The 23,001-nt window shown below is 69.3% G+C and carries 22 protein-coding genes; 13 read left to right on the forward strand and 9 right to left on the reverse strand.

Going from position 1 to position 23,001, the window contains the following annotated elements; translation table 11 throughout:
* The first annotated feature begins 67 nt into the window (after positions 1-67).
* From AB0F44_RS03205 to AB0F44_RS03230, 6 genes are all read left to right on the forward strand, one after another.
* The gene (locus AB0F44_RS03205) at positions 68-640 is read left to right on the forward strand and encodes a TetR/AcrR family transcriptional regulator (RefSeq protein ID WP_357352575.1); all 573 of its coding nucleotides are present in this window, start codon (positions 68-70) and stop codon (positions 638-640) included.
* A 211-nt stretch (positions 641-851) separates the two neighbouring features.
* The gene (locus AB0F44_RS03210; RefSeq protein ID WP_357352577.1) at positions 852-2,864 is read left to right on the forward strand and encodes a family 20 glycosylhydrolase; all 2,013 of its coding nucleotides are present in this window, start codon (positions 852-854) and stop codon (positions 2,862-2,864) included.
* A 44-nt stretch (positions 2,865-2,908) separates the two neighbouring features.
* A complete protein-coding gene (locus AB0F44_RS03215) occupies positions 2,909-4,108 on the forward strand; it encodes an FAD-dependent oxidoreductase (protein WP_357352579.1) in 1,200 nt (399 codons plus the stop codon).
* The gene (locus AB0F44_RS03220; RefSeq protein ID WP_357352581.1) at positions 4,105-4,476 is read left to right on the forward strand and encodes a hypothetical protein; all 372 of its coding nucleotides are present in this window, start codon (positions 4,105-4,107) and stop codon (positions 4,474-4,476) included. The genes AB0F44_RS03215 and AB0F44_RS03220 overlap by 4 nt, the downstream gene beginning before the upstream one ends.
* A gap of 97 nt (positions 4,477-4,573) precedes the next feature.
* Positions 4,574-5,431: a phosphatidylinositol-specific phospholipase C/glycerophosphodiester phosphodiesterase family protein gene (locus AB0F44_RS03225; RefSeq protein ID WP_357352583.1), complete on the forward strand. Its 858-nt coding sequence runs from the start codon at positions 4,574-4,576 to the stop codon at positions 5,429-5,431.
* An 81-nt stretch (positions 5,432-5,512) separates the two neighbouring features.
* Positions 5,513-6,460 carry an RNA polymerase sigma-70 factor gene (locus AB0F44_RS03230; RefSeq protein ID WP_357352585.1) on the forward strand — a complete coding sequence of 316 codons (948 nt, stop codon included), beginning with the start codon at positions 5,513-5,515 and terminating at the stop codon, positions 6,458-6,460.
* 45 nt (positions 6,461-6,505) lie between these two features.
* Here AB0F44_RS03230 and AB0F44_RS03235 read toward each other — a convergent pair whose 3' ends face one another.
* From AB0F44_RS03235 to AB0F44_RS03245, 3 genes are all read right to left on the reverse strand, one after another.
* Positions 6,506-7,834, reverse strand: a complete 1,329-nt coding sequence (locus AB0F44_RS03235; protein WP_350657738.1) for an MFS transporter — start codon at positions 7,832-7,834, stop codon at positions 6,506-6,508.
* A 66-nt stretch (positions 7,835-7,900) separates the two neighbouring features.
* Complete coding sequence (locus tag AB0F44_RS03240; RefSeq protein WP_357352587.1) at positions 7,901-8,761, reverse strand: shikimate dehydrogenase; 861 nt, start codon at positions 8,759-8,761, stop codon at positions 7,901-7,903.
* Positions 8,762-8,894: 133 nt separating this feature from the next.
* Positions 8,895-9,518, reverse strand: a complete 624-nt coding sequence (locus AB0F44_RS03245) for a TetR/AcrR family transcriptional regulator (protein WP_357352589.1) — start codon at positions 9,516-9,518, stop codon at positions 8,895-8,897.
* 82 nt (positions 9,519-9,600) lie between these two features.
* Here AB0F44_RS03245 and AB0F44_RS03250 point away from each other — a divergent pair, with 82 nt between their 5' ends.
* On the forward strand, positions 9,601-11,409 hold the full coding sequence (locus AB0F44_RS03250) for a TIM barrel protein (protein ID WP_357352591.1): 1,809 nt from the start codon (positions 9,601-9,603) through the stop codon (positions 11,407-11,409).
* Between the two features lie 113 nt (positions 11,410-11,522).
* On the opposite strand, the gene hppD is transcribed toward AB0F44_RS03250, so the two are convergent.
* Positions 11,523-12,728 (reverse strand): 4-hydroxyphenylpyruvate dioxygenase, encoded by a 1,206-nt coding sequence (gene hppD, locus AB0F44_RS03255; RefSeq protein WP_357352593.1) that lies wholly within the window; start codon positions 12,726-12,728, stop codon positions 11,523-11,525.
* 119 nt (positions 12,729-12,847) lie between these two features.
* Here hppD and AB0F44_RS03260 point away from each other — a divergent pair, with 119 nt between their 5' ends.
* Complete coding sequence (locus AB0F44_RS03260; RefSeq protein ID WP_350657732.1) at positions 12,848-13,318, forward strand: Lrp/AsnC family transcriptional regulator; 471 nt, start codon at positions 12,848-12,850, stop codon at positions 13,316-13,318.
* A gap of 8 nt (positions 13,319-13,326) precedes the next feature.
* Here the strand turns inward: AB0F44_RS03260 and AB0F44_RS03265 are convergent, their stop codons facing one another.
* Positions 13,327-14,412 carry a HAMP domain-containing sensor histidine kinase gene (locus AB0F44_RS03265; protein ID WP_357352595.1) on the reverse strand — a complete coding sequence of 362 codons (1,086 nt, stop codon included), beginning with the start codon at positions 14,410-14,412 and terminating at the stop codon, positions 13,327-13,329.
* 10 nt (positions 14,413-14,422) lie between these two features.
* Positions 14,423-15,088, reverse strand: a complete 666-nt coding sequence (locus AB0F44_RS03270) for a response regulator transcription factor (protein ID WP_141804182.1) — start codon at positions 15,086-15,088, stop codon at positions 14,423-14,425.
* A gap of 85 nt (positions 15,089-15,173) precedes the next feature.
* Between AB0F44_RS03270 and AB0F44_RS03275 the strand changes: the two genes are divergently transcribed.
* Both AB0F44_RS03275 and AB0F44_RS03280 read left to right on the forward strand, forming a co-directional pair.
* Positions 15,174-16,304, forward strand: a complete 1,131-nt coding sequence (locus AB0F44_RS03275) for a peptidoglycan bridge formation glycyltransferase FemA/FemB family protein (protein ID WP_357352597.1) — start codon at positions 15,174-15,176, stop codon at positions 16,302-16,304.
* The gene (locus AB0F44_RS03280) at positions 16,304-16,885 is read left to right on the forward strand and encodes a VanZ family protein (RefSeq protein WP_357352599.1); all 582 of its coding nucleotides are present in this window, start codon (positions 16,304-16,306) and stop codon (positions 16,883-16,885) included. The genes AB0F44_RS03275 and AB0F44_RS03280 overlap by 1 nt, the downstream gene beginning before the upstream one ends.
* On the opposite strand, the gene murF is transcribed toward AB0F44_RS03280, so the two are convergent.
* Complete coding sequence (gene murF, locus AB0F44_RS03285; RefSeq protein ID WP_357352601.1) at positions 16,841-18,184, reverse strand: UDP-N-acetylmuramoyl-tripeptide--D-alanyl-D-alanine ligase; 1,344 nt, start codon at positions 18,182-18,184, stop codon at positions 16,841-16,843. The two genes, AB0F44_RS03280 and murF, sit on opposite strands and share 45 nt — an antisense overlap.
* Before the next feature lie 196 nt (positions 18,185-18,380).
* Here murF and AB0F44_RS03290 point away from each other — a divergent pair, with 196 nt between their 5' ends.
* The 3 genes from AB0F44_RS03290 to vanX are packed head-to-tail and all read left to right on the forward strand — an operon-like array spanning position 18,381 to position 21,017.
* A complete protein-coding gene (locus AB0F44_RS03290; protein WP_357352716.1) occupies positions 18,381-19,361 on the forward strand; it encodes a D-isomer specific 2-hydroxyacid dehydrogenase family protein in 981 nt (326 codons plus the stop codon).
* Positions 19,354-20,406, forward strand: a complete 1,053-nt coding sequence (gene vanA / locus AB0F44_RS03295; protein ID WP_357352603.1) for a D-alanine--(R)-lactate ligase — start codon at positions 19,354-19,356, stop codon at positions 20,404-20,406. Before AB0F44_RS03290 ends, vanA begins: the two co-directional genes overlap by 8 nt.
* A complete protein-coding gene (gene vanX / locus AB0F44_RS03300) occupies positions 20,403-21,017 on the forward strand; it encodes a D-Ala-D-Ala dipeptidase VanX (protein WP_357352605.1) in 615 nt (204 codons plus the stop codon). Before vanA ends, vanX begins: the two co-directional genes overlap by 4 nt.
* Positions 21,018-21,033: 16 nt before the next feature.
* Here vanX and AB0F44_RS03305 read toward each other — a convergent pair whose 3' ends face one another.
* Together AB0F44_RS03305 and AB0F44_RS03310 are read right to left on the reverse strand one after the other, a co-directional pair.
* Complete coding sequence (locus AB0F44_RS03305) at positions 21,034-21,882, reverse strand: CHAD domain-containing protein (RefSeq protein ID WP_357352607.1); 849 nt, start codon at positions 21,880-21,882, stop codon at positions 21,034-21,036.
* A gap of 10 nt (positions 21,883-21,892) precedes the next feature.
* On the reverse strand, positions 21,893-22,888 hold the full coding sequence (locus tag AB0F44_RS03310) for a hypothetical protein (protein ID WP_357352608.1): 996 nt from the start codon (positions 22,886-22,888) through the stop codon (positions 21,893-21,895).
* Positions 22,889-23,001: the final 113 nt, after the last annotated feature.

A 23,001-nucleotide genomic window follows, 5' to 3' on the forward strand; every position in this document is an offset into this window, starting at 1 on the left:
TTGTTGCAGGTGGTACAAAATTGTTGCAACTGATACAAATGGCAGCGGCGGTTGTTACAGTCGCCGCATGACGACCGGTGGTACCGCGCCTGCGAAGGATCCACAGCGCCGCGCTGCCTGGGCCGAGCGGGCGACCGACTACGTCCACGAGCACGGCCTGATCGGCCTGAGTCTGCGCCCGCTAGCGGCCGAGCTGGGCACCAGCAACCGGGTCCTGCTCTACCACTTCGGTACCAAGGACCAACTGGTCGCCGACGTGCTCCGCACATCCAACGATCGGTCGGTCGCCGAGGTCGCCACACTCGAGCCCTCCAAGGACCTGCGATCGGCCGTCTATGACCTCTGGGCGGTGATGGAGGGCGATCGGTGCAGCCGGATCTACGTGGAGGCGGCAGCGCTCGGTCTCTTCGGCAGGGAGCCGTACGTCTCGGCGGTCCGCGAAGCCAACACGCTGTGGATGGGCGTTCTCATCGCGCACCTGGACAAGTCCGGCGTGGATCCCGTCGTCGCCGAACGGGCAGCCCACGTCATCGACGCCGCCTTCATGGGCTTCCAGCTCAGCCTGGGTCCCGACGGCAGCCTCCCAGAGCGCGCCCAGTCCGTCGACGATCTAGCGGACGCCGTCGCCGCTCTGGCCTGATGGCGCGACCGCGACGCGGATCGCTCCAGTCGATGTCACACCGCCGGGTCCTGGACGGAGATCGCCCCGATCGCTTGATTTCGCGACGCTGCGGCGCCGACGCCGTTAGCCTCGATGGTTGACCGAGTTGGCCGCTGATGGAGGCATGCGCATGATTCGTTCGGGCTCTATCCAAATTCTGACAACGGCGTTGGCAGTCGGCGTCGCCATGATGCTCATCGCCACTTCGACGACGTCATCCGCCACAGCTCAACCCCGGGCCGAACACCTGGGCAAGGCCGAGACCCCAGTGCCCGGCCTGGTGCCGAAGCCGCTCCAGCTGAGCGCCAAGGGCGGTCCCGGTTTCGTCCTGACCGAGCAGTCGCGGATCGTCGCCCGCGGCACTGACGCCGACGAGGTCGGTGCCCTCATGGCCGCCGAGCTGCGCCCGGCGACCGGCTTCGACCTCCCGGTCGTCACCGGCAGGCCGACCCCTCGCGACGTCGTCCTGACCGTCGACCCCGAGGCCGGGTTCGACGAGGTCGAGGGCAACCCGGAGGCGTACAAGATCTCCTCGACGGCCAACGGGGTCAGGGTCACCGGGGCGAGTCGCCACGGGCTGTTCAACGGCACCCAGACGCTGCGTCAACTGCTGCCGGCGTTCGCCGCGTCTCCCTCGCGCGTCAACACGACGTGGACGGTGCCGGCGGTCTCGATCCTGGACGCGCCGCGATTCAGCTACCGCGGACTCATGCTCGATGTTGCCCGCTCGTTCCTCGAGGTCGACGAGGTCAAGCAGGTCATCGACGCCGCGGCGGCGGCCAAGATCTCGGTGCTGCACATGCACCTGGCCGACGACCAGGGATGGCGGATCGAGATCACCAACTCCGGTCGGGCGGCCGGTGACGACATCGACTACACGGCGCTGACCCGGGTCTCGGGAGCGACCGCGGTGCTCGGCAACCCGTATCAGAGCGCCGACGGTCACACCGGGTTCTACACCCAGGACGACTACCGCTCGCTGGTGCGGTATGCCGCCGAGCGCGAGATCGAGATCATCCCCGAGATCGACATCCCTGGCCACACGAATGCCGCCCTGGCCTCGATCCCGCAGCTCAACACCGCCGGGTCGAGCCACCCGGCGACCGAGGACGAGCCGGTTGCGCCACACAACGGGACCATCGACGTCGGCTACTCCTACCTCGATCCGACCTCCGAGGTGACCTACACCTTCATCGAGCACGTCTTCTCGCAGCTCGCTGCGCTCACGCCGTCCGAGTTCCTGCACGTCGGCGGCGACGAGTCGCATGCGATGACGCAGCGCTATGGCCACGCCGGCTACGTGGCGTTCGTCGAGCGGGCACTCGCGATCGTCCACGGACTCGGTAAGAAGACGATCGGCTGGAACGAGTACGCCGAATCCGGGCTCACCGCGGGTGATGGTGTTCAGTACTGGGCCGGCACGACCGAGCACGCGAAACGCGCCGTCATCGAGGACGGCGCCAAGCTGCTCGTCTCGCCGGGCAACATGTCCTACCTCGACATGAAATATCACCCGAAGACGCCGATCGGGCTCTCTTGGGCGTGCTCGGGCGACTGCGACGTCACGCACTACTACGACTGGAGCCCGCAGGAGGTCATCGCGGGAGTCGGGGACGAGCACATCCTCGGCACCGAGGCGCCGCTGTGGTCCGAGACGATCCGGGGCGTCGACCAGGCCGAGTTCATGATCTTCCCGCGCATCCTCGCGCACGGGGAGATCGGCTGGACCGCCGAGTCGCTGCGCTCGCCGTCGGACTTCGCGGCGCGGCTCGTCTCCGTCGGTCCGCGACTGGCCGCCGCCGGCACCAACTTCTACGACGGGCCACAGATCGCCTGGTCGACCGAGTTGGCCGGAACCGATGCTGCGCTGTCGGTCGGATCGGCCGGATCGGTGTCGGTCGGACTGCTCGCCGCCCCCGGGACCAAGACGGACGGGACCGCGGTCACCGTCGACGAGGTCGACGACGCGGACAGCACCGGTGGCTCGTCGCTGACCGCACCGCTCACGGCGACGGTCGATTTCGGGGACGGGTCGGCTCCGGTCCCCGCACGGTTCACCGTGTCTGAACCCCGGGATTCGCTTCACGCTGCCGGGGTCTATGCGGTGACGGCCGCTCATGCGTACGACTCCCCGGGGACGTACCGCGGCACGATCACGGCCTCCGACGGCTCGAGGGCGAGGTTCATCATCACGGTTTCCTGACCGAGTGGATGTCACAGACCTGGCGGGGCCGGTGTCCTTGGGGTATGAGCAACCAAGGAACCTTCAGGAGGAGCCGGGTCGTGGTCATCGGCGGCGGATATGCCGGCGTGATGGCCGCGAACCGACTCACCAAGCGCGACGACATCGCCATCACCCTGGTCAACTCGCGCGACCACTTCGTCGAGCGGATCCGGCTGCACCAGCTGGTCGCCGGCTCGTCCGAGGCCGTGGTGGCCTACGCCGACGTCCTCAGCCCGCGCGTGCGTCTGCTCGTCGGCACGGTGAGCGCCATCGATGCCGCCGCGCGGACGGTCGCGCTCGAGGACGGGCAGGAAGTGGCGTACGACTATCTGGTCTACGCCGTCGGCAGCACCGGCGAGACGCAGGTCGCGGGAGCGCAGGAGCACGCCTTCGGCATCTCGACCTATGAGGAGGCGACCCGGCTGCGGGCCGCTCTGGAGACGACGCCGGCCGACGCGCCGGTGGTCGTCGTCGGCGGCGGACCGACCGGCATCGAGGTCTCCTCCGAGCTCGCCGAGGCCGGCCGAAACGTGGCACTGATCTGCGGCGACAGGCTCGGCCCGTGGCTGCACGAGAAGGGCCGGGCAGACGCCGAGCGCGCCCTGCGGCGGCTGGGCGTCGGCATCGTCGAGGGCGCCCGGGTGGCGGAGGTGCTGGACGGCCGCGTACGCCTCGACAACGGCCGCGAGCTGACCAGCTCGGTGACGATCTGGACCGCCGGGTTCACCGCGCCGGATCTGGCCCGCCGCAGCGGGCTCTCCACCGACGAAGTCGGCCGGCTGGTCACCGACGAGACCCTGACCAGCGTCGACGACGACAGGATCGTCGCGACCGGGGACGCCTCGGCGCCGTCGGGGCTGCCGTACCGGATGAGCTGCCAGGCGGCCAACCAGCTCGGGCCGTTGGCGGCCGAGACGGTGCTCAAGCGCCTCGCGGGCGCGACACCGAAGCCGGTCAGCATCGGGTTCGTGGGCGAGTGCATCAGTATCGGCCGCGGGCTGGGCCTGGTGAACTTCTCCCGCCGCGACGACTCGGCCGTGGGCGCCCGCCTCCGTGGCGTGCCCGCAGCGAAGGTGAAGGAGCTGGTCTGCCGCAGCACGATCTGGGCCCTGAGAATGGAGGCGCGTCACCCGGGCTCCGCGATCGGCCTCAAGGACGGGTCGCGCGCCGCACGCGTCCAGGCGGCAGCGGTCACGCCGCTGGTCCGGGAGCCCAGCCTGTGAGTCTCGCGGTCACCGTCGTCGCCTGGCTCCTGGCCGCGCTCCTGCTCGTCGTCGGGGTGGCCCATCTGGTCGCGCCCGGCAAGGTGGAGCCGCTCGTTCCGGAGTGGTGGCCGGCCAAGCGGCTGACGGTGTACACCTCCGGGATCGCCGAGGTGGTGATCGGAATCGGCCTGCTGGTCTCGGCCACCCGCCCCTGGGCGGCGGGCGTGGCGGTGCTGATGTTCCTCGCCTACACGCTCGTCCACCTCGACGACCTCCGCCACACGGCCGGTGCCTCCCGCCTCAGCGACACCACCGGCGGGGTCGTCACCCGGGGCGTCGTGAACCTCGCGTATGCCGGGCTGGCCCTCTTCGTCTGCCTCGGCTGAGCCTTCGGGAGGAGTTCAGGCAGGGGACGTACGGCGGTCGCCACGGGATCACGCTGCCCGGCCAGGTTGAGGGCCACCCTCACCGAAAGAGATCCCGATGCGTACCTTCGTCCGGTCGCTGACCGCGGTCCTCGCCGCGGCCGCGTTCCTCTCCCCCACCGCCGCCACGGCGACCACGACCGACTCCACGCGGACGTCCGCTGACCTCGGTACGCCGCACCCGCAGGCGCATGCGCACAACGACTACGAGCACGAGCGTCCGTTGCTCGATGCCCTGGAGCACGGCTTCACGAGCGTCGAGGCCGACGTGTGGCTGGTCGACGGCGAGCTGCTGGTGGCGCACGACGCGAAGGACCTCGACCCGGCGCGGACGCTGGAGGGTCTCTACCTCGCCCCACTCAAGAAGCTCGTCAGCGGCAAGGGACGCGACGTCTACCCGGGCTACGACGGCACCTTCCAGCTCCTGATCGACATCAAGAACACCGGCGAGGCGACCTACGCGGCGATCGAGAAGGAGCTCGGCGGCTACGAGGAGCTCTTCACCCGCTACGAGAACGGCACCGTCAAGGACGGTCCGGTCGAGGCGGTCATCAGCGGTGACCGGCCGCTGGAGACGATGCGGAGCGCGACCGAGCGGTTCAGCTTCTACGACGGCCGGATGAGCGACCTCCACTCCGGCATGCCGGCCTCGCTGATGCCGCTGGTCAGCGACAACTGGACCAAGGTCTTCGTCTGGCAGGGCATCGGCCCGATGCCGGAGACCGAGCGCCGCAAACTTCACGAGATCGTCGATCACGCTCATGCCCAGGGCTACCGGGTGCGCTTCTGGGCGACGCCGGACGCCGACGGCCCCGCGCGCGAGGCGGTCTGGACCGAGCTGCTCGCAGCCGGGGTCGACCACATCAACACCGACGACCTCGAGGATCTGGACACCTTCCTGACCGCCAACGGGTAGGCACGTCCCAAGGTCGATGTCACAGTCCGAGGCGCCGTCTCGTCCCGAAGGTGGAAGATGTGGACCTGAGGGAGGACGACCGTGACACCTGAGACCGAGATCGAGTTCGAGGAGCTGCGCCCGCTGCTGTTCTCGATCGCTTACCGGATCCTCGGCAGCGTGAGCGAGGCGGAGGACGCGGTGCAGGAGACCTGGCTCCGACTGGAGGGGACCTCGACGCAGCCCGACTCGCTCAAGGCGTACCTCTCGACCGTGGTCACCCGGATCTCGCTCGACGTGCTGCGCTCCGCGCGGGTGCGGCGGGAGACGTACGTCGGGCCGTGGTTCCCCGAGCCGCTGCCGACCGACAGCCACGTCGACGAGCATGCTGGCCTCTACGCCAGCCCTGAGCGCGCGACGGAGCTGGCCGACTCGGTGTCGATGGCCGCGCTGCTGCTCCTCGAGCGGCTCAGTCCGCTGGAGCGGGCGGTCTTCGTGCTTCGCGAGGTCTTCCACTTCGGCTTCGCCGACATCGCCGCGGCGGTCGACCGTTCCGAGGCCGCCTGCCGTCAGCTCGCCTCCCGGGCGCGGCGGCACATGGACGAGGGCAAGCCGCGGTTCGAGGCCGACCGGCGCAAGCGGGTCGAGCTCTCCAGCCGGTTTTTCGAGGCGCTGCGCGACGGCGACCTCGACCGGCTCCAGGCACTGCTGGCCGCCGACGTCGAGACCGTCAACGACGGTGGTGGCGTCGCCGGTGGCTCCGGTGGCCGCTACGGCGCCGAGAAGGCCGCCCGCATCCTGATCGCGGCCGTGCCGCCGCTGCTCGCCATCGGCGCCCACCTCGAGCAGCGCGAGCTCAACGGCGAGCCGGGTGCCATCCTGCGCGACCCCGACGGCGCCATCCTCGGCACCTGGACCCTCGACATCCTCGATGGCCAGGTCCAGCGGATCCGCTCGGTCACCAACCCCGAGAAGCTGGGCCACCTGGGCCCGGTCGCCGACCTGAAGGACGTCGTACGCCGCCGCAACCGCCACCGTCGCGGACTGTGACCGGTGGTCACAGCCCGCGACGCGGGGGTTGAGCGGGTCAGCGGGTCAGACCGTTGCGCCCTGCCGGGCCAGCGGCCGCATACCGAGGTCGGCGGTGCGTACGTCCTTGGTCTCGCGGGCGGTCAGAGCGGCGACCGACGCGACGAGGCAGACGACCGCGGTGTAGCCCGCGGTGACGACCCATCCACCCTCCTGCACGCCACCCAGAGCGGTGACGATCGAGGGCGTGAACCCGGCCAGCATGAAGCCGATCTGGGTGCCGATCGCGACACCGGAGAAGCGCACCGGGGTCGAGAACATCTCGCCGTAGAACGACGGCCAGGTCGCGTTCGCTGCCGCGTAGCCGAAGGAGAAGGTGACGATCGCGAGCGCGAAGACGAGCAGCTCGTTGCCCTGGCTCATCGAGAGCAGGTAGAACGGCATCATCACCGCACTGGCCACGGCGCCGTAGATGAAGACCGGCTTGCGTCCGATCCGGTCCGCGAGCCGGCCGAACATCGGCTGGGTGAACAGCGCGACGACGTTGGCCGCGACGACCAGCCACAGCGTGATCGAGTCGACCATGCCGACCGCGACGCCGTAGGCGATGGCCAGGTTGCCGAAGACCGTGGAGACGGCCGCGATGAAGGCGCAGCAGATGACCCGCAGCACGTCGACCCAGTGGTCACGCAGCAGCACCGCGAGGGGCAGCTTGGCGACCTCGTTGTTGGCCTTGGCCTCCTCGAACTCCGGGGTCTCGTTGAGGCGGCTGCGGATGAAGAACGCCACCACCACGACAATCGCGGAGAGCCAGAACGGGATCCGCCAGCCGATGCCGTACTTGATGTCGTCGGGCAGCGCTACGACCGGGATGAAGACCAGCGCGGCCAGGATCTGGCCGCCCTGGGTGCCGGTGAGGGTCCAGGACGTGTAGAAGGAGCGCTTGTCGTCGGGGGCGTGCTCGAGCGTGAGCGAGCTGGCGCCGGCCTGCTCGCCCGCGGCCGAGAGCCCCTGGAGCAGCCGGCAGAAGACCAGCAGTGCGGGCGCGATCCAGCCAGCCTGATCGTACGTCGGCAGACAGCCGATCAGGAACGTGCCGCCACCCATCAGCAGCAGGGTGAACAGCAGCACCTTCCGGCGGCCGATCCGGTCACCGAAGTGACCGACGAAGACCGCGCCGACAGGACGGGCGACGTACGCGAACGCGAACGTCGCGAACGACATCACCAGCGCGGCATCGCCGGTGCTGGGGAAGAAGACGTGCGGAAAGATCAGCGCCGCGGCAGAGCCGAAGACGAAGAAGTCGTAGTACTCGACGGCACTGCCCATGAAGCTGGCCAGCGCGGCCCGTACCGGGGTCTTGCCTTCTTGGTTCTCGGTGTCAGGTCCCGCCATCGGGTCCTCCTCGGGTAGGCCCGCGGTTCCTGACCGCGGACGGGTGGGGGGTGTCTGAAGTTTGGGTCAGCCGGCCGCGGCCAGCTCGCGCAGGTGGGCGAGCATCCGCTCGGCATCGGGGTCGATGCCGGTGATCAGCCGGAAGGCGTCGACGGCCTGGTAGACCGCCATGTGGCCTCCGTGGAGCGTCCGGCAGCCGACCTCACGCGCCGCCTGCAGCAACGCGGTGTCCAGAGGCCGGTAGACGATGTCCGCCACCCACAGCTCGGGGCGGAGGAGACTCGTGTCCAGCGGCGTACCGGGGTGGTCGGCCATGCCGACCGGGGTGCAGTTGACCAGTCCGTCAGCGTCGGGAAGAAGCGCCGGCAGCTTGTCGACGTGGCTCGCCTCGACGGTGCTCTCCGGGTGGTGACGCCGGATCTCCTCGACGCGCGCCTGGGCACGGTCGAGGTCCATGTCGGCGATGACCAGCTGGTCGACACCCTGGCCCACGAGCGCGTGAGCGACGGCCGAGCCCGCCCCTCCCGCGCCGAGCTGCACGACGGTGCCGAGCGGGGCACCCGGCATCCCGGTACGCAGCGCGTGACCGAAGCCGGTCGTGTCGGTGTTGTAGCCGACCGCACCCTCATCGGTGAAGACGACGGTGTTGACCGCACCGAGCCGGGCCGCGGTGTCGTCGAGCCGGTCGAGGTGCTCGATCACGAGCTCCTTGCACGGGTGGGTGATGTTGAGCGCGTCGAAGCCGAGCCGTCGAGCCTCCCTCATCAGGTCGCCCACACCTTCGGCCGGGACGCCCAGCTCGGTGATGTCGAGCGTCTTGTAGACGTACGACAAACCGTGCTCGAACCCTTCGCGCATGTGCAGCGCCGGACTCAGCGAGGGTCCTACTCCCGCGCCGATCAGGCCGACAAGAAACGAAGACTTCATCCAGACGATCCTTAATGTACGAACTAGTACGTTACGAGAGTGAAGGGGATCACATCCGGCCCCGCATCGTCAACCCCGGCACGGCAAAAAGCCCGTCCCCGCGGCGCGGGAACGGGCTCTTCGGGGGTGTGCGTCAGTGAGCGGTGAGCCAACCGACGACGATGTCGCCGAGGATGCGGCGGTGGCGCTCGCGTACGTCCGGCGCGAGCATGTCCCGGCCGAACAGGAAGCCGAAGGTGGCGCTGTTGGCAACCTGGAAGACGCAGTAGGAGCTGATCATCATGTGCACGTCGATGGCGTCGACGTCGGCGCGGAGCTCGCCGGAGGCGCGGCCGCGGGCGAGCACCTCCTCGAGGACGCTGGCGGCCGGGGCGCCGAGCTCGCGCAGCGACTCGACCTTCTCCAGGTGCCGGCCACGGTGGATGTTCTCGACGGAGACGAGGCGGATGAAGTCGGGGTGGTCGACATGGTGGTCGAAGGTGAGCTCGGCGATGCGGCGGATCGCGTCGACCGGCTCGAGGTCGCCGGCGTGCAGGCTCTGCTCGAGCTCGCGGATCCGGCGATAGGCAGCCTCGAGCACAGCGAGGAACAGCCCCTCCTTGCCGCCGAAGTAGTAGTAGATCATCCGCTTCGTGGTGCGGGTGCGCTCGGCGATCTCGTCGACCCGCGCACCGGAGTAGCCCTGCTCGGAGAAGATCTCGGTCGCGACCTCGAGCAAATCAGACCGGGTGCGTTCGGCATCACGAGACTGAACCATGCACCGAGCCTAGAGCACGACTGGCTTCCCAACGCGGATCAATGTATGTACCGTTTCGTACATTAGCGACGAACGGAGAACCATGCGCACCTCGATCGCCACGGTCTGCCTCAGCGGCGGCCTGGTCCAGAAGATGTACGCCGCGGCCGAAGCCGGCTTCGACGCGATCGAGATCTTCGAGCCCGACCTCATCGCCGCACCTCAGTCCCCCGAGGAGATCCGGGCGCTCGCCGAACGGCTCGGGCTCACCCTCGACCTCTACCAGCCCTTCCGCGACGCCGAAGGCGTCGACGAGACCGCCTTCCAGGACGTACTGCACCGCGCCGAGGCGAAGTTCCGGCTGATGCGCCGGCTCGGCATCGACCTGATGCTGGTCTGCAGCAACGTCGGCACCGCGACTGTCGACAACGACGAGGTCTCCGCGGGACAGCTGCGGCGGCTGGGCGATCTCGCCGCGACGTACGACGTCCGGCTCGCCTACGAGGCGCTCGCCTGGGGACGGTTCGTCGACGACTACCGGCGCTCGTGGCGCATCGTCGAGCTCGCCGACCACCCCAACGTCGGGATCTGCCTGGACAGCTTCCATATCCTCTCGCGCGGCCACGACCCCAAGCAGATCGAGGAGATCCCGGCCGAGAAGATCTTCTTCCTGCAGCTGGCCGACGCTCCCGCGCTCAGCATGGACGTGCTCTCCTGGAGCCGCCACCACCGGCTCTTCCCCGGCGAGGGCAGCTTCGACCTGCCGGCGTTCCTCGGCCACGTGCTGCGCGCCGGCTACGACGGCCCGCTGTCGCTGGAGGTCTTCAACGACACCTTCCGCCAGACCGATCCGGTCCGCACCGCCCGTCAGGCCCAGCGCTCGCTGCGCTGGCTTGCCGACCGCACCGCCGACCTGCTTGGCGATGAGGCCAACCACGCCCAGCGCCCACTCCCCCGGCTGCCCCAGGTGGCCGCGCCCGAGGCCTTCGACTTCGTCGAGATCAAGGCGCCGGACACCTCCGGGGTCGAGGTGCTGCTCGAGCAGCTCGGCTTCGACTTCGGTGGCCGCCACCGCAGCAAGCAGGTGCGCCTGTGGACCTGGGGCTCGGCCCGCATCGTGTGCAACGACGTACCCAGCAGCCCGGCCGAGCCGCGCATCGCGGCCGTCGGCTTCGACGTCGCCGACTCGGACCCGGCCGCCGAGCGCGCCGCCCGGCTGATGGCGCCGCCGGTCCACCGCCGGACGTACGCCGGTGAGCAGGCGCTGCGCGCCTTCACCTCTCCCGACGGCACCGAGGTCTTCCTCTCGCACGCGGAGGACTGGATCGGCGAGTTCGACGGCGGAGCCTCGAGCACCGATGGGCACGCCGTGCGGATCGACCACGTCAACCTGGTCCAGCCCTGGCACAGCTTCGACGAGGCGGTCCTCTTCTACACCAGCGTGCTGTCGCTGAACCCGCAGCCGACCCAGGAGGTCGCCGGTCCGTCCGGCCTCGTACGCAGCCAGGTGATGAGCTCGCCGGCCGGCGGCGTACGCCTTCCGCTCAACCTGCTCCCGACCGGACAGCTTCCCAACGACCAGCAGAGCCACGCCCAGCACATCGCCCTCGCCTGCCACGACATCATCGGGGTCGTCGCGGCCGCCCGGGAGCGCGGTCTGCGGCCGCTCGAGGTCCCGGGCAACTACTACGACGACCTGGTCGCCCGCTTCGGCCTCGCCGACGACCTCGTCACCACCCTGCGCGACCTCGATCTGCTCTACGACCGCGATGCCGACGGCGAATACCTGCACTGCTACACCGAGACCGTCGGCGAGGTCTTCTTCGAGCTCGTCGAGCGGCGCGACCGCTACGACGGCTACGGCGCCGGCAACGCCCCCGTACGGCTAGTCAGCCAGGCGACCGCTGGTTGAGCCCGGCGAGCGCCAGCGAGCCGGTGTCGAAACCAACACAGTTCGTACGCGCGACTGTGTTGGTCTCGACACGGATTCGCTCGTTCCTCACGAATCCGGCTCGACCAGCGGGGTCAGAAGTTGCCGCGGCGCTCCTGCTCGCGCTCGATGGCCTCGAAGAGGGCCTTGAAGTTGCCCTTGCCGAAGCCGAGGGAGCCGTGGCGCTCGATCATCTCGAAGAAGACCGTGGGGCGGTCGCCGATCGGCTTGGTGAAGATCTGCAGCAGGTAGCCGTCCTCGTCGCGGTCGACCAGGATGCCGCGCTTCTGCAGCTCCTCGATCGGCACGCGGACCTCACCGATCCGGGCGCGCAGCTCGGGGTCCTCGTAGTAGGAGTCGGGGGTGTTGAGGAACTCGATGCCGGCGTCGCGCAGTGCGTCGACGGTGGCCAGGATGTCGCCGGTGGCCAGGGCGAGGTGCTGGGCGCCGGGGCCCTGGTAGAACTCCAGGTACTCGTCGATCTGCGACTTCTTCTTGGCGATCGCCGGCTCGTTGAGCGGGAACTTCACCCGGTGGTTGCCGTTGGCCACGACCTTCGACATCAGGGCGGAGTAGTCGGTGGCGATGTCGTCGCCGATGAACTCGGCCATGTTGGTGAAACCCATGACGCGGCCGTAGAAGTCGACCCACTCGTCCATCTTGCCGAGCTCGACGTTGCCGACGACGTGGTCGAGCGCCTGGAAGAGGCGCTTGGGGGCGCCCTCGGGCTTCTTCAGCGTCGAGGTGCGGGTGACATAGCCGGGCAGGTAGGGGCCGTCGTAGCCGGACCGGTCGACCAGCGTGTGGCGGGTCTCGCCGTAGGTGGCGATGGCGGCGATTCGCACGGTGCCGTGCTCGTCGCTCACGTCGTGGGGCTCCTCCAGGACGCGGGCGCCCTGCTTGCGGGCGTGCTCGATGCAGCGGTCGACGGCGGGCACCTCGAGGGCGATGTCGATGACGCCGTCACCGTGGCGGGCGTGGTGGGTGATGATCTCGCTCTCGGGAGCGACGCCGCCCTTGATCACGAACCGCACTCCCCCGCTGCGCAGCACGTACGCGTGGTGGTCGCGGTTGCCGGTCTCGGGACCGGAGTAGGCGACGAGCTCCATGCCGAAGGCACTCTGGAAGAAGTGGGCGGTCTGGGTGGCGTTGCCGACAGCCCACACGACCGCGTCCCAGCCGGTGACCGGGAAGGGGTCGGAGGTGTCGTCGTAGGCCACCAGGCCGACGAGCTGCTCCAGCTCGGCCAGCCCGAGTCCGGCGAGCTTCTCTTGGTTGGTCAGGGTGTCTGCAAGCGTCATGCGGGCAAGTCAAGTGGGCCGAGTCACACCAAACAAGTTGACCACCGAGCACTGGTCAATCTGTCAGATCGGACCAGCATCCATCACGCTTGGCTAGGCAATCTGACTACCATCGAGCCATGAACCTCGATGACCTCGACGTCACCCTGCTGGAGACCCTGCACGCCCACCCGCGAGTCGGCGACCTCGAGCTCTCCCGGGTCGCCGGCGTCGCCCGCGCCACCGTGCAGAGCCGGCTGCGCAAGATGACCGAGGCCGGGGTGATCCGTGACTGGGCGCCGACCATCGACCCGGCCGCCGCCGGCCACACGGTCCAGGCGTTCGTGACCCTGGAGATCTCCCAGGGAGCCCTCGAGGACGTACGTCGCGACCTCGCCGAGATCCCCGAGGTGCTGGAGGCGTACGTCACCACGGGCTCCTTCGACGTCTTCTGCAAGGTGGCGACCGGGTCGCACGCGAAGCTGCAGGAGGTGCTCGTACGCATCGACCAGTCCCATGCCGTCGTCCGCTCCACCAGCGTGGTCACCCTCTCCACCCTGATCGAGCCGCGCACCCTCGACCTGCTGCGCACCGGAGCCACACCGCGCTGACCGATGGCTCAGGAGGCTCTGGGCAGCTCGACCGAGACCCGGAGCCCACCGCCGGAACGGGCCAGCACGGCGAGGTTGCCGTCGTGGGCGCGGGTGATGCTTTTGACGATCGCCAGGCCCAGGCCGACCCCGGCATGGTCACCGTGGATGCGCTGGGTGCCGCGCTGGAACGGCTCGGTGAGCGTGGCCACGAGCTCGCGGGAGAGCTCCTCGCCGGTGTTCGCGACGGTGAGGACCACGCTCCTCTCGTTCGCGCTGATCGTGACCGACACCGAGCCGTCCTCGGGCAGGTTGTGGACGATCGCGTTGTGGATCAGGTTGGTCGCGACCTGCAGCAACAGCGCCGGCGAGCCGCTGACCGACGCCTGGTCTCCGGACGTCTCGATCTTCACGCCGCGCTGCTCGGCCAGCGGCAGCAGCGTCTCGACCGCCTCCTCGGCGACCAGCGACAGGTCGACCGGCTCACGGGCGAAGGAGCGTTGGTCGGCTCGGCTGAGCACGAGCAGAGCCTCGGTGAGGTCGATAGCGCGGGAGTTGATCAGGCGCAGCCGGTCGACGAGCTCGTCGACGTCACGGTTCGGGTCCTTGCCCGCGACGTCGAGCAGCGTCTGCGTGATGGCGAGGGGCGTGCGCAGCTCGTGGGAGGCGTTGGCCGCGAACCGCTGCTGCTCGGCGACCTGCGACTCGAGCTTCGCGAGCATGTCGTCGAAGCCGTCGGCCAGCTCACGGAACTCGTCGCCGGGGCCCTCGAGCTCGATCCGGTGCGAGAGCGACCCGGTCGCTGCCGTACGTGTGGCCTCGGTGATCTTCGTCAGCGGCGCCAACATCCGGCCGGCGAGGATCCAGCCTCCCACCAGGCCGAACACAACGAGGAAGCCCATCATCGTGGCCGCCCGTGGCACGAAGGCGCGCTCCAAATCCGAGCGGTTCGGGACGAAGGGAGCACTCGGGCTCCCCGGCCGCTGCGGCCACTCCAGCCACACCCCGTCGGGGACGTAGCGCAGCAGAAAGACCCACACGACCGCGAGCAGCAGCACCCCGGTGACCACGATGACCCCGGCGTAGCTGAGCGTCAGCTTGAGCCTGACGCTCACCCCCGGACGTCTAGGAATCGACATCGATCCGGTATCCGACGCCCGGTACGGTGGCGATGATCGCGGGCTCGCCGAGCCGTTTGCGCAGCGCGGAGACGGTGATGCGTACGGCGTTGGTGAACGGGTCTGCGTTTTCGTCCCAGGCCCGCTCCAGCAGCTCCTCGGCGCTGACCACGCCGCCCTCGGCGGCGGCGAGCACCTCGAGCACGGCGAACTGCTTGCGGGTCAACGCGACGTAGCGGCCGTCGCGGTAGACCTCGCGGCGGAACGGGTCGACCCGCAGGCCGGCGATCTCCCGTACCGGCGGCCGGTTGTAGGCGCGGCGCCGGTCGAGCGCGCGCAGCCGCAGCACCAGCTCACGCAGCTCGAACGGCTTGGTCAGGTAGTCGTCGGCACCGAGCTCGAACCCGGAGGCCTTGTCGTCGAGCCGGTCGGCCGCGGTGAGCATCAGGATCGGCATCCCGGTGCCGGAGGCAACGATGCGCTTGGCGACCTCATCCCCCGAAGGCCCAGGGATGTCACGGTCGAGCACGGCGATGTCATAGGCGTTGACGCTCAACAGCTCCAGAGCCGTGTCCCCGTCACCGGCGATGTCGGCGGCGATCGCCTCCAGCCGCAACCCGTCCCGGATCGCTCCAGCCATCAACGGCTCGTCTTCGACCACCAGCACCCGCATGCTCTGATCCTAGGTTGATGACATATCGCCGACGTATCCGAAATGCCATACGCCCTGACGACATCTCCGCGGGTTGACTGGCACGGTGACCTTCACTGTCCGACCGATCAGCCCCGCCGAGCACCTCGACCACGTCCGGTCGCGGCGATCGGTCAGCTTCCTGCAGACCCCGGCCTGGGCCGACGTGAAGACCGAGTGGCGCAGCGAGTCGCTGGGTTGGTACGCCGGCGACCGGCTGGCCGGGACCGGACTGGTGCTGCACCGGCCGGTGCCGCGGCTGGGCTACACGCTGGCCTACCTCCCCTGGGGTCCCGACATCGACTGGGCCGGCGGGCTCACCGTCTGGTTCCCGCCGCTGGTCGCCTACCTGCGGTCGCAGGGCGCGTTCGCGATCCGGGTCGCTCCCCCGGTGCCCACCGAAACCTGGAACGCGGCGCAGGTCAAGGAGGGCATCGCCGATCCCGAGGTCGTACGCCTCACCGACGTCCCTGGCCGGGCCGACCCGGTCGGCGCAGGAGTGACACGCTATCTCCGCGACTCCGGCTGGATCCCGCAGAACCCCGAGGACGGGTTCGGGGCGGGGCAGCCGCAGTTCACGTACGAGATCCCGCTGCGCCACCCCGACGGAACCGCCCGGTCCGAGGACGACGTGCTCGCGGGGATGAACCAGCTCTGGCGGCGCAACATCAAGAAGGCCGCCAAGGCCGGCGTCGAGGTCACCACGTCGGTCGGCGGCGAGGACCTGAAGGCCTTCCACGACCTCTACATCCACACCGCCGAGCGCGACCACTTCACACCGCGGCCGCTGGCCTACTTCGAGAAGATGTTCGCGGCTCTGTCCGCCGAGGACAGCGACCGGATCAAGCTCTATCTGGCCCGTCACGACGGCGACCTGGTGGCCGCGACGATCTATGTCCGCGTCGGCGCTCACGCCTGGTACGTCTACGGCGCCTCCTCCACGGAAAAGCGGGACGTACGCGGCTCCAACGCCTGTCAGTGGGCGATGATCCGCGACTCGCTGGCCGCCGGCTGCGACGTCTACGACCTGCGTGGGATCACCCCCACCCTGTCCACCGACGACTCCCACGTCGGGCTGATCCAGTTCAAGGTCGGCACCGGCGGGCAGGCGGTGAGGTACGTCGGCGAGTGGGACCTGCCGCTGCGGCCGATCGTCTACCGGGCCTTCGACCTCTACATGAGGCGGCGAGGCCAGTGATGGTGAACGAATCGGGCTCACTCACCTTCACGGGCATCGCCCTGCTCACCATCCTGGCGCTGCCCGTGGCGGTGCTGGCGGTGCCGGTCCTGGCGATGTTGCGCCGGGCACTCGGTGTCACGCCGGGCCGCGCATGGCGTACGTCGCTGGCCGAGGTCGCGATCGTCTACGGCACCGTGCCGTTCGTGCTCCTGACGATGGTCCCCGGCCCGATGGCCGGCCTGGTCGACGGCAGCGTGAGCCTGGTGCCGCTCGCGGACCTGCCGACCATGACGACCGTCGGTGTCGTCGGCAACCTGCTGCTCTTCGCCGCGGCCGGCTTCTTCGGCCCGATCCGCTTCCGGGCGCTGCGCTCGGTGGGGCGGGTCCTCGCACTGGGCGTCGCCGGCTCGGTGACGATCGAGACCCTGCAGTACACCCTGCGCCTGGACCGGGTCTCCTCCATCGACGACGTGCTCCTCAACGCCGGCGGCGCCGCCCTGGCCGCGATCTTGTCGTGGCCGTGGTGGCGCCGCCGGCGTTCCGTTCCACCGACCTCAGACCAGCGCCGCGGCGACCTGGTCGAGGCGGGCTCCGCGTGAGGCCTTGACGAGCACCACGTCGCCGGGCGCGAGGTGGCTCCGCAGCCAGTCGATCGCGGCGGCGTTGTCGGGGAGGGCCATCGCCCTCTCCCCCGCCCCGTCCGCGATGACGGCAGCGGCCTCGCCGACGGTGAGGACCAGGTCGGCCCGGGTGGCGGCGTACGTCCCGATCTCGTGGTGCGCGTCGCGGCTCGTCTCGCCGAGCTCGAGCATCTCGCCGAGGACGGCGATGCGGCGCCTGGCGTCGATCGAGGCGAGCGCGTCCAGACCGGCACGGGTGGATTCGGGGTTCGCGTTGTAGGAGTCGTTGAGGAGGGTCGCGCCGCTGGTCAGGGCGCGCAGCTCCATGCGCCACTTCGAGATCGAGGCCGTGGTCAGCGCGGCCGCGGCCTGCTCGAGCGGGACCCCGGCGGCCAGTCCGGCCGCCGCGGCGGCCGCGGCGTTGAGCGTCCAGTGGGCGCCGACGAACGGGAGCGAGACGACAGCCTCGGCGTCCATGTGCTGAAGGGTGAACGTGGGCCGGCCGAGCCGGTCCAGGGCGAGGTCACGCACGCGTACGCCCGCCCGCTCGCCGGCACCGAAGGCCAGCACCGGACCGTCGGTGAGCTCGCCCATCGCGAGCACCCGCGGGTCGTCGGCGTGGAGCACAGCCGTGCCGCCGATCGCCATGCCCCGCACCAGCTCGCTCTTGGCCGTCGCGATCGCCTCGCGCGACCCGAACTCACCCAGGTGGGCCTGGCCGACGTTGGTCACGACGGAGATGTCCGGCGCGACCAGGCCGGTCAGCTCGGCGATGTCGCCGATGTGCCGGGCTCCCATCTCCAGGACGAGGAACCTCGTGGTCGCGTCGGCGCGCAGCATGGTGAGCGGTACGCCGAGCTCGTTGTTGAACGAGCCGGAGGTCGCGACGGTCGGTGCCTCGCTCGCCAGCACCGCCTCGATCATGTCCTTGGTGCTGGTCTTGCCCTGGGAGCCGGTGATGGCGACGACGGTCATCTCGTCGCGCAGCAGCGCGATGACGTGGGCGGCCAGGCGCTGGAGCGCGGCCTGCGCGTCGTCGACGACGACCGTCGGGAGCGCCGTCGGACGGGAGCCGAGCACGGCGACGGCACCGGCCGCAGCGGCCTGGGGTGCGTACTCGTGGCCGTCGGTGTGCTCACCCGCGAACGCGACGAAGAGGCCGCCCGGGTCGGCCTCGCGACCGTCGATCACTGCCGGCGCACTCACGGTCACCGAGCCGTCGCCGACGACCTTCCCGCCGACCAACGAGGCGATTTCGTCCAAGCTGAGGGGAATCATCCCATCAGTCTTCGAAAACCCACGTTGCCAGCGCGTATCCGCTAATCGATATACGGACGATAACTCCCCGATTACCTATCGTCGGCATATCAGAAATTCCATACGGGCCCGCAACCGTTCCTGAGGTTTGCTGGCGTCGATGATCTACCACGAGCCGACCCTGACGGCGCCCACCGAGCCGATGGAGCAGACCGTGATCTCGCCGACCGTCGGGATCACGGTCTACGGCTGCGCCCCTGATGAGAGCCGCATCTTCGACGCACTGGCGCCTGGGCTCGGGGTTTCGCTGAGGACCACGACCGAGCCCGTCTCCGAGGACAATGTCGAGCTCGCGGTCGGAGACCAGTGCATCAGCGTCAGCCATAAGTCGCCGATATCGAACGAGACGCTTCTCGCACTGCAGAAGTCCGGTGTCCGGTATATCTCGACGAGAAGCGTCGGTTTCAACCACATCGACGTCGACTTCGCGAAAAGCATCGGGATAACGGTCGGAAACGTCTCCTATTCACCCGATTCCGTGGCCGACTACACGTTGATGCTGATGCTCATGTCGGTGCGCCAGGCGAAGTCGACGATCCGGCGCACCGACACCCACGACTACCGCCCGGCGGCCACCCGGGGCCGCGAGCTGCGCGACCTGACCGTCGGCGTGGTCGGGACCGGGCGGATCGGCGCGGCGGTCATCGACCGGCTTCGGGGCTTCGGCTGCGACGTACTCGCCTATGACATCCGGCCCCGGCCCGCGGCCGAGGGCGTCGAGCACGTCGATCTGGACACGCTGGTCGAGCTCAGCGACATCGTCACGCTGCACGCGCCGCTCAGCGAGGAGTCGCACCATCTCCTCGACCGGCGGCGCATCGACCGGATGCGCCCCGGCGCGTACGTCATCAACACCGGTCGCGGCGCGCTCGTCGAGACCCCGGCGCTCATCGAAGCTCTCGAGGAGGGCCGGCTGGGCGGTGCGGCCCTCGACGTCATCGAAGGCGAGGAGGGCATCTTCTACGCCGATCTCCGCGGACGTGAGATCCCCAACGGCTGGCTGGCGCGGCTCCAGGAGATGCCGAATGTGCTGGTCAGCCCCCATATCGCCTACTTCACCGACCATGCCCTCATGGACACGGTCGAGAACTCCATCGTGAACTGTCGTGAATTCGAAAGCAGGTTTCCGCATGTCTAAGCTCAAGGTCGGCATCATCTTCGGTGGCGTCTTCGAGGAGCATCCCGTCTCGGTGAAGTCGGCGCAGGAGGTTGCCAAGAACCTCGACGCCGACAAGTACGAGGCCTACTGGATCGGCATCACCAAGAGCGGTGACTGGCGCCTGTGCCACGGCCCCGAGGCGAGCTGGGAGGACGGCGCGCACCGCCCGGTCGTGCTCTCCCCCGACCGCAGCGTCCACGGCTTGCTCGTCCTCGACGAGGGCAGCTACGAGACGATCCGGCTCGACGTCGTGCTCCCGGTCCTGCACGGCAAGCTCGGCGAGGACGGTGCGATCCAGGGGCTCTTCGAGCTCTCCGGGATCCCGTACGTCGGCTGCGACGTGCAGAGCTCGGCGCTGTGCATGGACAAGTCGCTGGCCTACACGGTCGTCGGCGAGGCCGGGATCCCGACGCCGAACTTCTGGATCCTCGACGCCGGCGACACTGTGCAGACTGTTGGCGACCCCGGCGTACTCCCCTATCCGGTCTTCGTGAAGCCGGCCCGCTCCGGGTCCTCGTTCGGGGTCAGCAAGGTCACCTCGGCCGAGGAACTGGCCGACGCGGTGGCGACCGCGCGGCAGTACGACGAGAAGGTGCTCGTCGAGGAGGGGGTCGTCGCCGAGGAGATCGGCTGCGCGATCCTCGGCAATGGCGCCGAGCTCGTCACCGGAGAGGTCGACCACGTCGCGCTCTCGCACGGCTTCTTCAAGATCCACCAGGAGGACGCCCCCGAGACCGGCTCGGAGAACGCCACCTTCATCGTGCCTGCCGACATCCCGATCGAGGCACAGGAGCTGGTCAAGACCGAGGCGCAGCGGGTCTACCGCGCGCTGGGCTGCCGTGGTCTGGCGCGGGTCGACATGTTCCTCAAGGCGGACGGGACCGTGGTGCTCAACGAGGTCAACACGCTGCCAGGGCTCACCTCCTACAGCCGCTACCCGCGGATGATGGCCGCGGCCGGGATCTCGATGACGGATTTCCTCGACCGCGCGGTCACCCTGGCTCTTGAAGAGACCCCGCGATGAAGGACGGTTTCGGCTTCGTCGACGAGCTGGCACCGGGCATCCGCTGGGACAGCAAGTACGCCACCTGGGACAACTTCACCGGCAAGCCGGTCGACGGCTACCTGGTGAACCGCATCGTCGGGACCCGCGAGCTGTGCGCCGCGCTCGCCCAGGCGCGGGACAAGGCCGCCGCCCTCGGGTTCGGGATCCTGCTGTGGGACGGCTACCGCCCCCAGCGCGCCGTCGACGCCTTCCTGCGCTGGGCCGAGGAGCCAGCGCCGGACGATGACGAGCGCAAGCGGGTGCACTACCCCTCGATCACCCGCCCGGAGATGTTCGAGAAGGGGTACGTCGCCACGAAGTCCGGCCACAGCCGCGGCAGCACCGTCGACCTGACCCTCTTCTCCTTGGCCACCGGGGCGCTGCTGGACATGGGCGGCGACCATGACCTGATGGACGAGATCTCCCACCACGGCGCGGCCGGGGTCTCCGAGGTCGCGGCGCGCAACCGGTCGCACCTGTGCTCGGTGATGGAGTCATGTGGGTTCAGCCGCTACGAGAACGAGTGGTGGCACTACTCGCTGATCGAGGAGCCCTACCCGGACACGTACTTCGACTTCCCCATCGGCTGACCGGGGACTCAGGGTTTCAGGGATTCAGCCAGCCGTGGACCTTCGAGCGGTTCGCCTTCTTCCAGACGGAGGCGAACTTCTCCTCGGCGGCCTTGGCGGCGGCCTCCTCGGCTTCGAGGAACTCGCGGAGCGCGTCGTCGCGCCCGGGGATGTCCTCGATCGCCCGGATCATGACCGCGGAGTCGTTGAGGTCGCCGAGGGCCGACTGGATCGACCTGGCGGCATCGGCGAGACGCTCGGCGTCCTTGCCGAAGACCTCGCGCAGCGATTCGGCCGTGTAGCGGGTGCGTTTGGCCTTCTTGCGCACCTCGTGGAGCTGCCGGCGACGCTCCACGGCAGTATCGGCGTGCTCGGCGGCATCGACCGCCGCGGCCAGTCGTCGCCAGTCCCGGCGAACCCGCTTGCGCAGCTTCTTCTTGCCCGGGGCGCCTCCTGACCAGGGAAAACCATCGGCCGCGGCGAGGGCGGCGGTCAAAGTGCGGTAGCGCTCGCCGTCCAGCTCCGGCAACAGCCGGGCGCGGCCCACGGTCTGGCGCTCCGTGAGCGCGGCCCGGAGTGCCTCGACACCCGACGGTCCCGGACCGTGCTCGGCCGACCACTGCCGCAGCCGTTTGCGGAGCACCTCGGCGTCGCGTACGTCTCCGAGGAGGGCGGCCAGCCACCTCAGCTCTGCGCGGAGCGGCTCGGTCTGCTCGGTGTCGAGGAGAGGGCGGTACGTCGCCAGGACGCTGCGCAGCCTGCGTACGGTCACACGCATCTGGTGGACCGAGTCGTCCTCATCACGCAGCACGAGCCGGCCCCAGCGGTGGAGCGCGGCCACCTGGTCGCGCCACCACTCGCCGACCGGCTCGTGTGAATGAGTCATCCCCACTGTTTTACCGTGCTACGGCGTCCAGGTCACGCTCGGTCCGTCCGGCTCCGGCGTCCTCGGCGCTGTCCTTCTCGCGGTGCGGGAGCAGGGTCAGGAGCAGTCCGACCCCGGCCCAGCAGGCGAGGACGATCAGCGGCACCGTGGTCCCGGCGCCGTCGAAGAAGGAGAAGCCGCGCAGCGCCGACCCGGCCGCGCCCGGGGGCATCAGCTGGCCGAGCCAACCGAACGGCACCATCTCCGGCGCCGAGGTGATCCCGGAGAGCGGGTTGCCGACGAGCAGGATCAGCAGCGCGACGATGCCGACGCCTGCCGGGCCGATGAGGTGGCGCAGACCGATGATCGGGAGCGCGACCGCGAGGATGGCGAGGGCGACGACTCCGGCGTTGGCCAGGTAGTTGCCCTCCAGTGCTCCGAGCCAGCCCTGGACGACGCCGGTCATCGCGAGACCGCCGCCGATCGCGATCAGGAAGGCGGCCGCGACCCGGTCGCGGGTGCGGGTCAGTACCAGCGAGGTGATGGCGCCGGCCATGATGCCGCCGATCACCAGCGGCAGCGCGGAGGCACCGAAGACGATGCCGCGCGGGTCGTCCTCCGCACTCGCCACGACGTCGGTCACCTGGGGCTGGGTGCCGGTCTCGGCACCCATGGCGGCGGCCATCTGGGTGAGCTGCTGAGCGACATTGGCGCTGGCCGCGGAGGCGACCAGGAACTCCGAGCCCTGGGGGCCGACGACGATCGCGCCGTACGCCTCCCGGTCCTCGATCGCCTCGACCGCCACGTCGCGGTCCGCGACGGCGGTGATCTCGAAGGCGTCCTCCCCCGCATTGGCGGCGAGCTGGGACTCGATCTGGGTCACCGCGGCCTCGGGGCCGGCGACGACCAGCGGCAGCGACCTGGGCTCCAGCTCGCTGGTGGGCCAGGCGAACGCGGAGATGAGCAACGTGAGCAAGGTGACCAGACCGAGGCTGACCCCGATCACGGCTTTGGCTGACTGGGACATGGCGGGTTCCTTCTCCAGAAAAACGAATGTTCATTCTCTTTGACAGACACTCTCCTCCGTCCTGTCGGATTTATCAAGAATGAATATTCGTTTTCTTTTGAGGTATGCTTCCG

The sequence above is a fragment of the Nocardioides sp. NPDC023903 genome (genome assembly GCF_040639295.1).
Taxonomy (GTDB): Bacteria; Actinomycetota; Actinomycetes; order Propionibacteriales; family Nocardioidaceae; genus Nocardioides.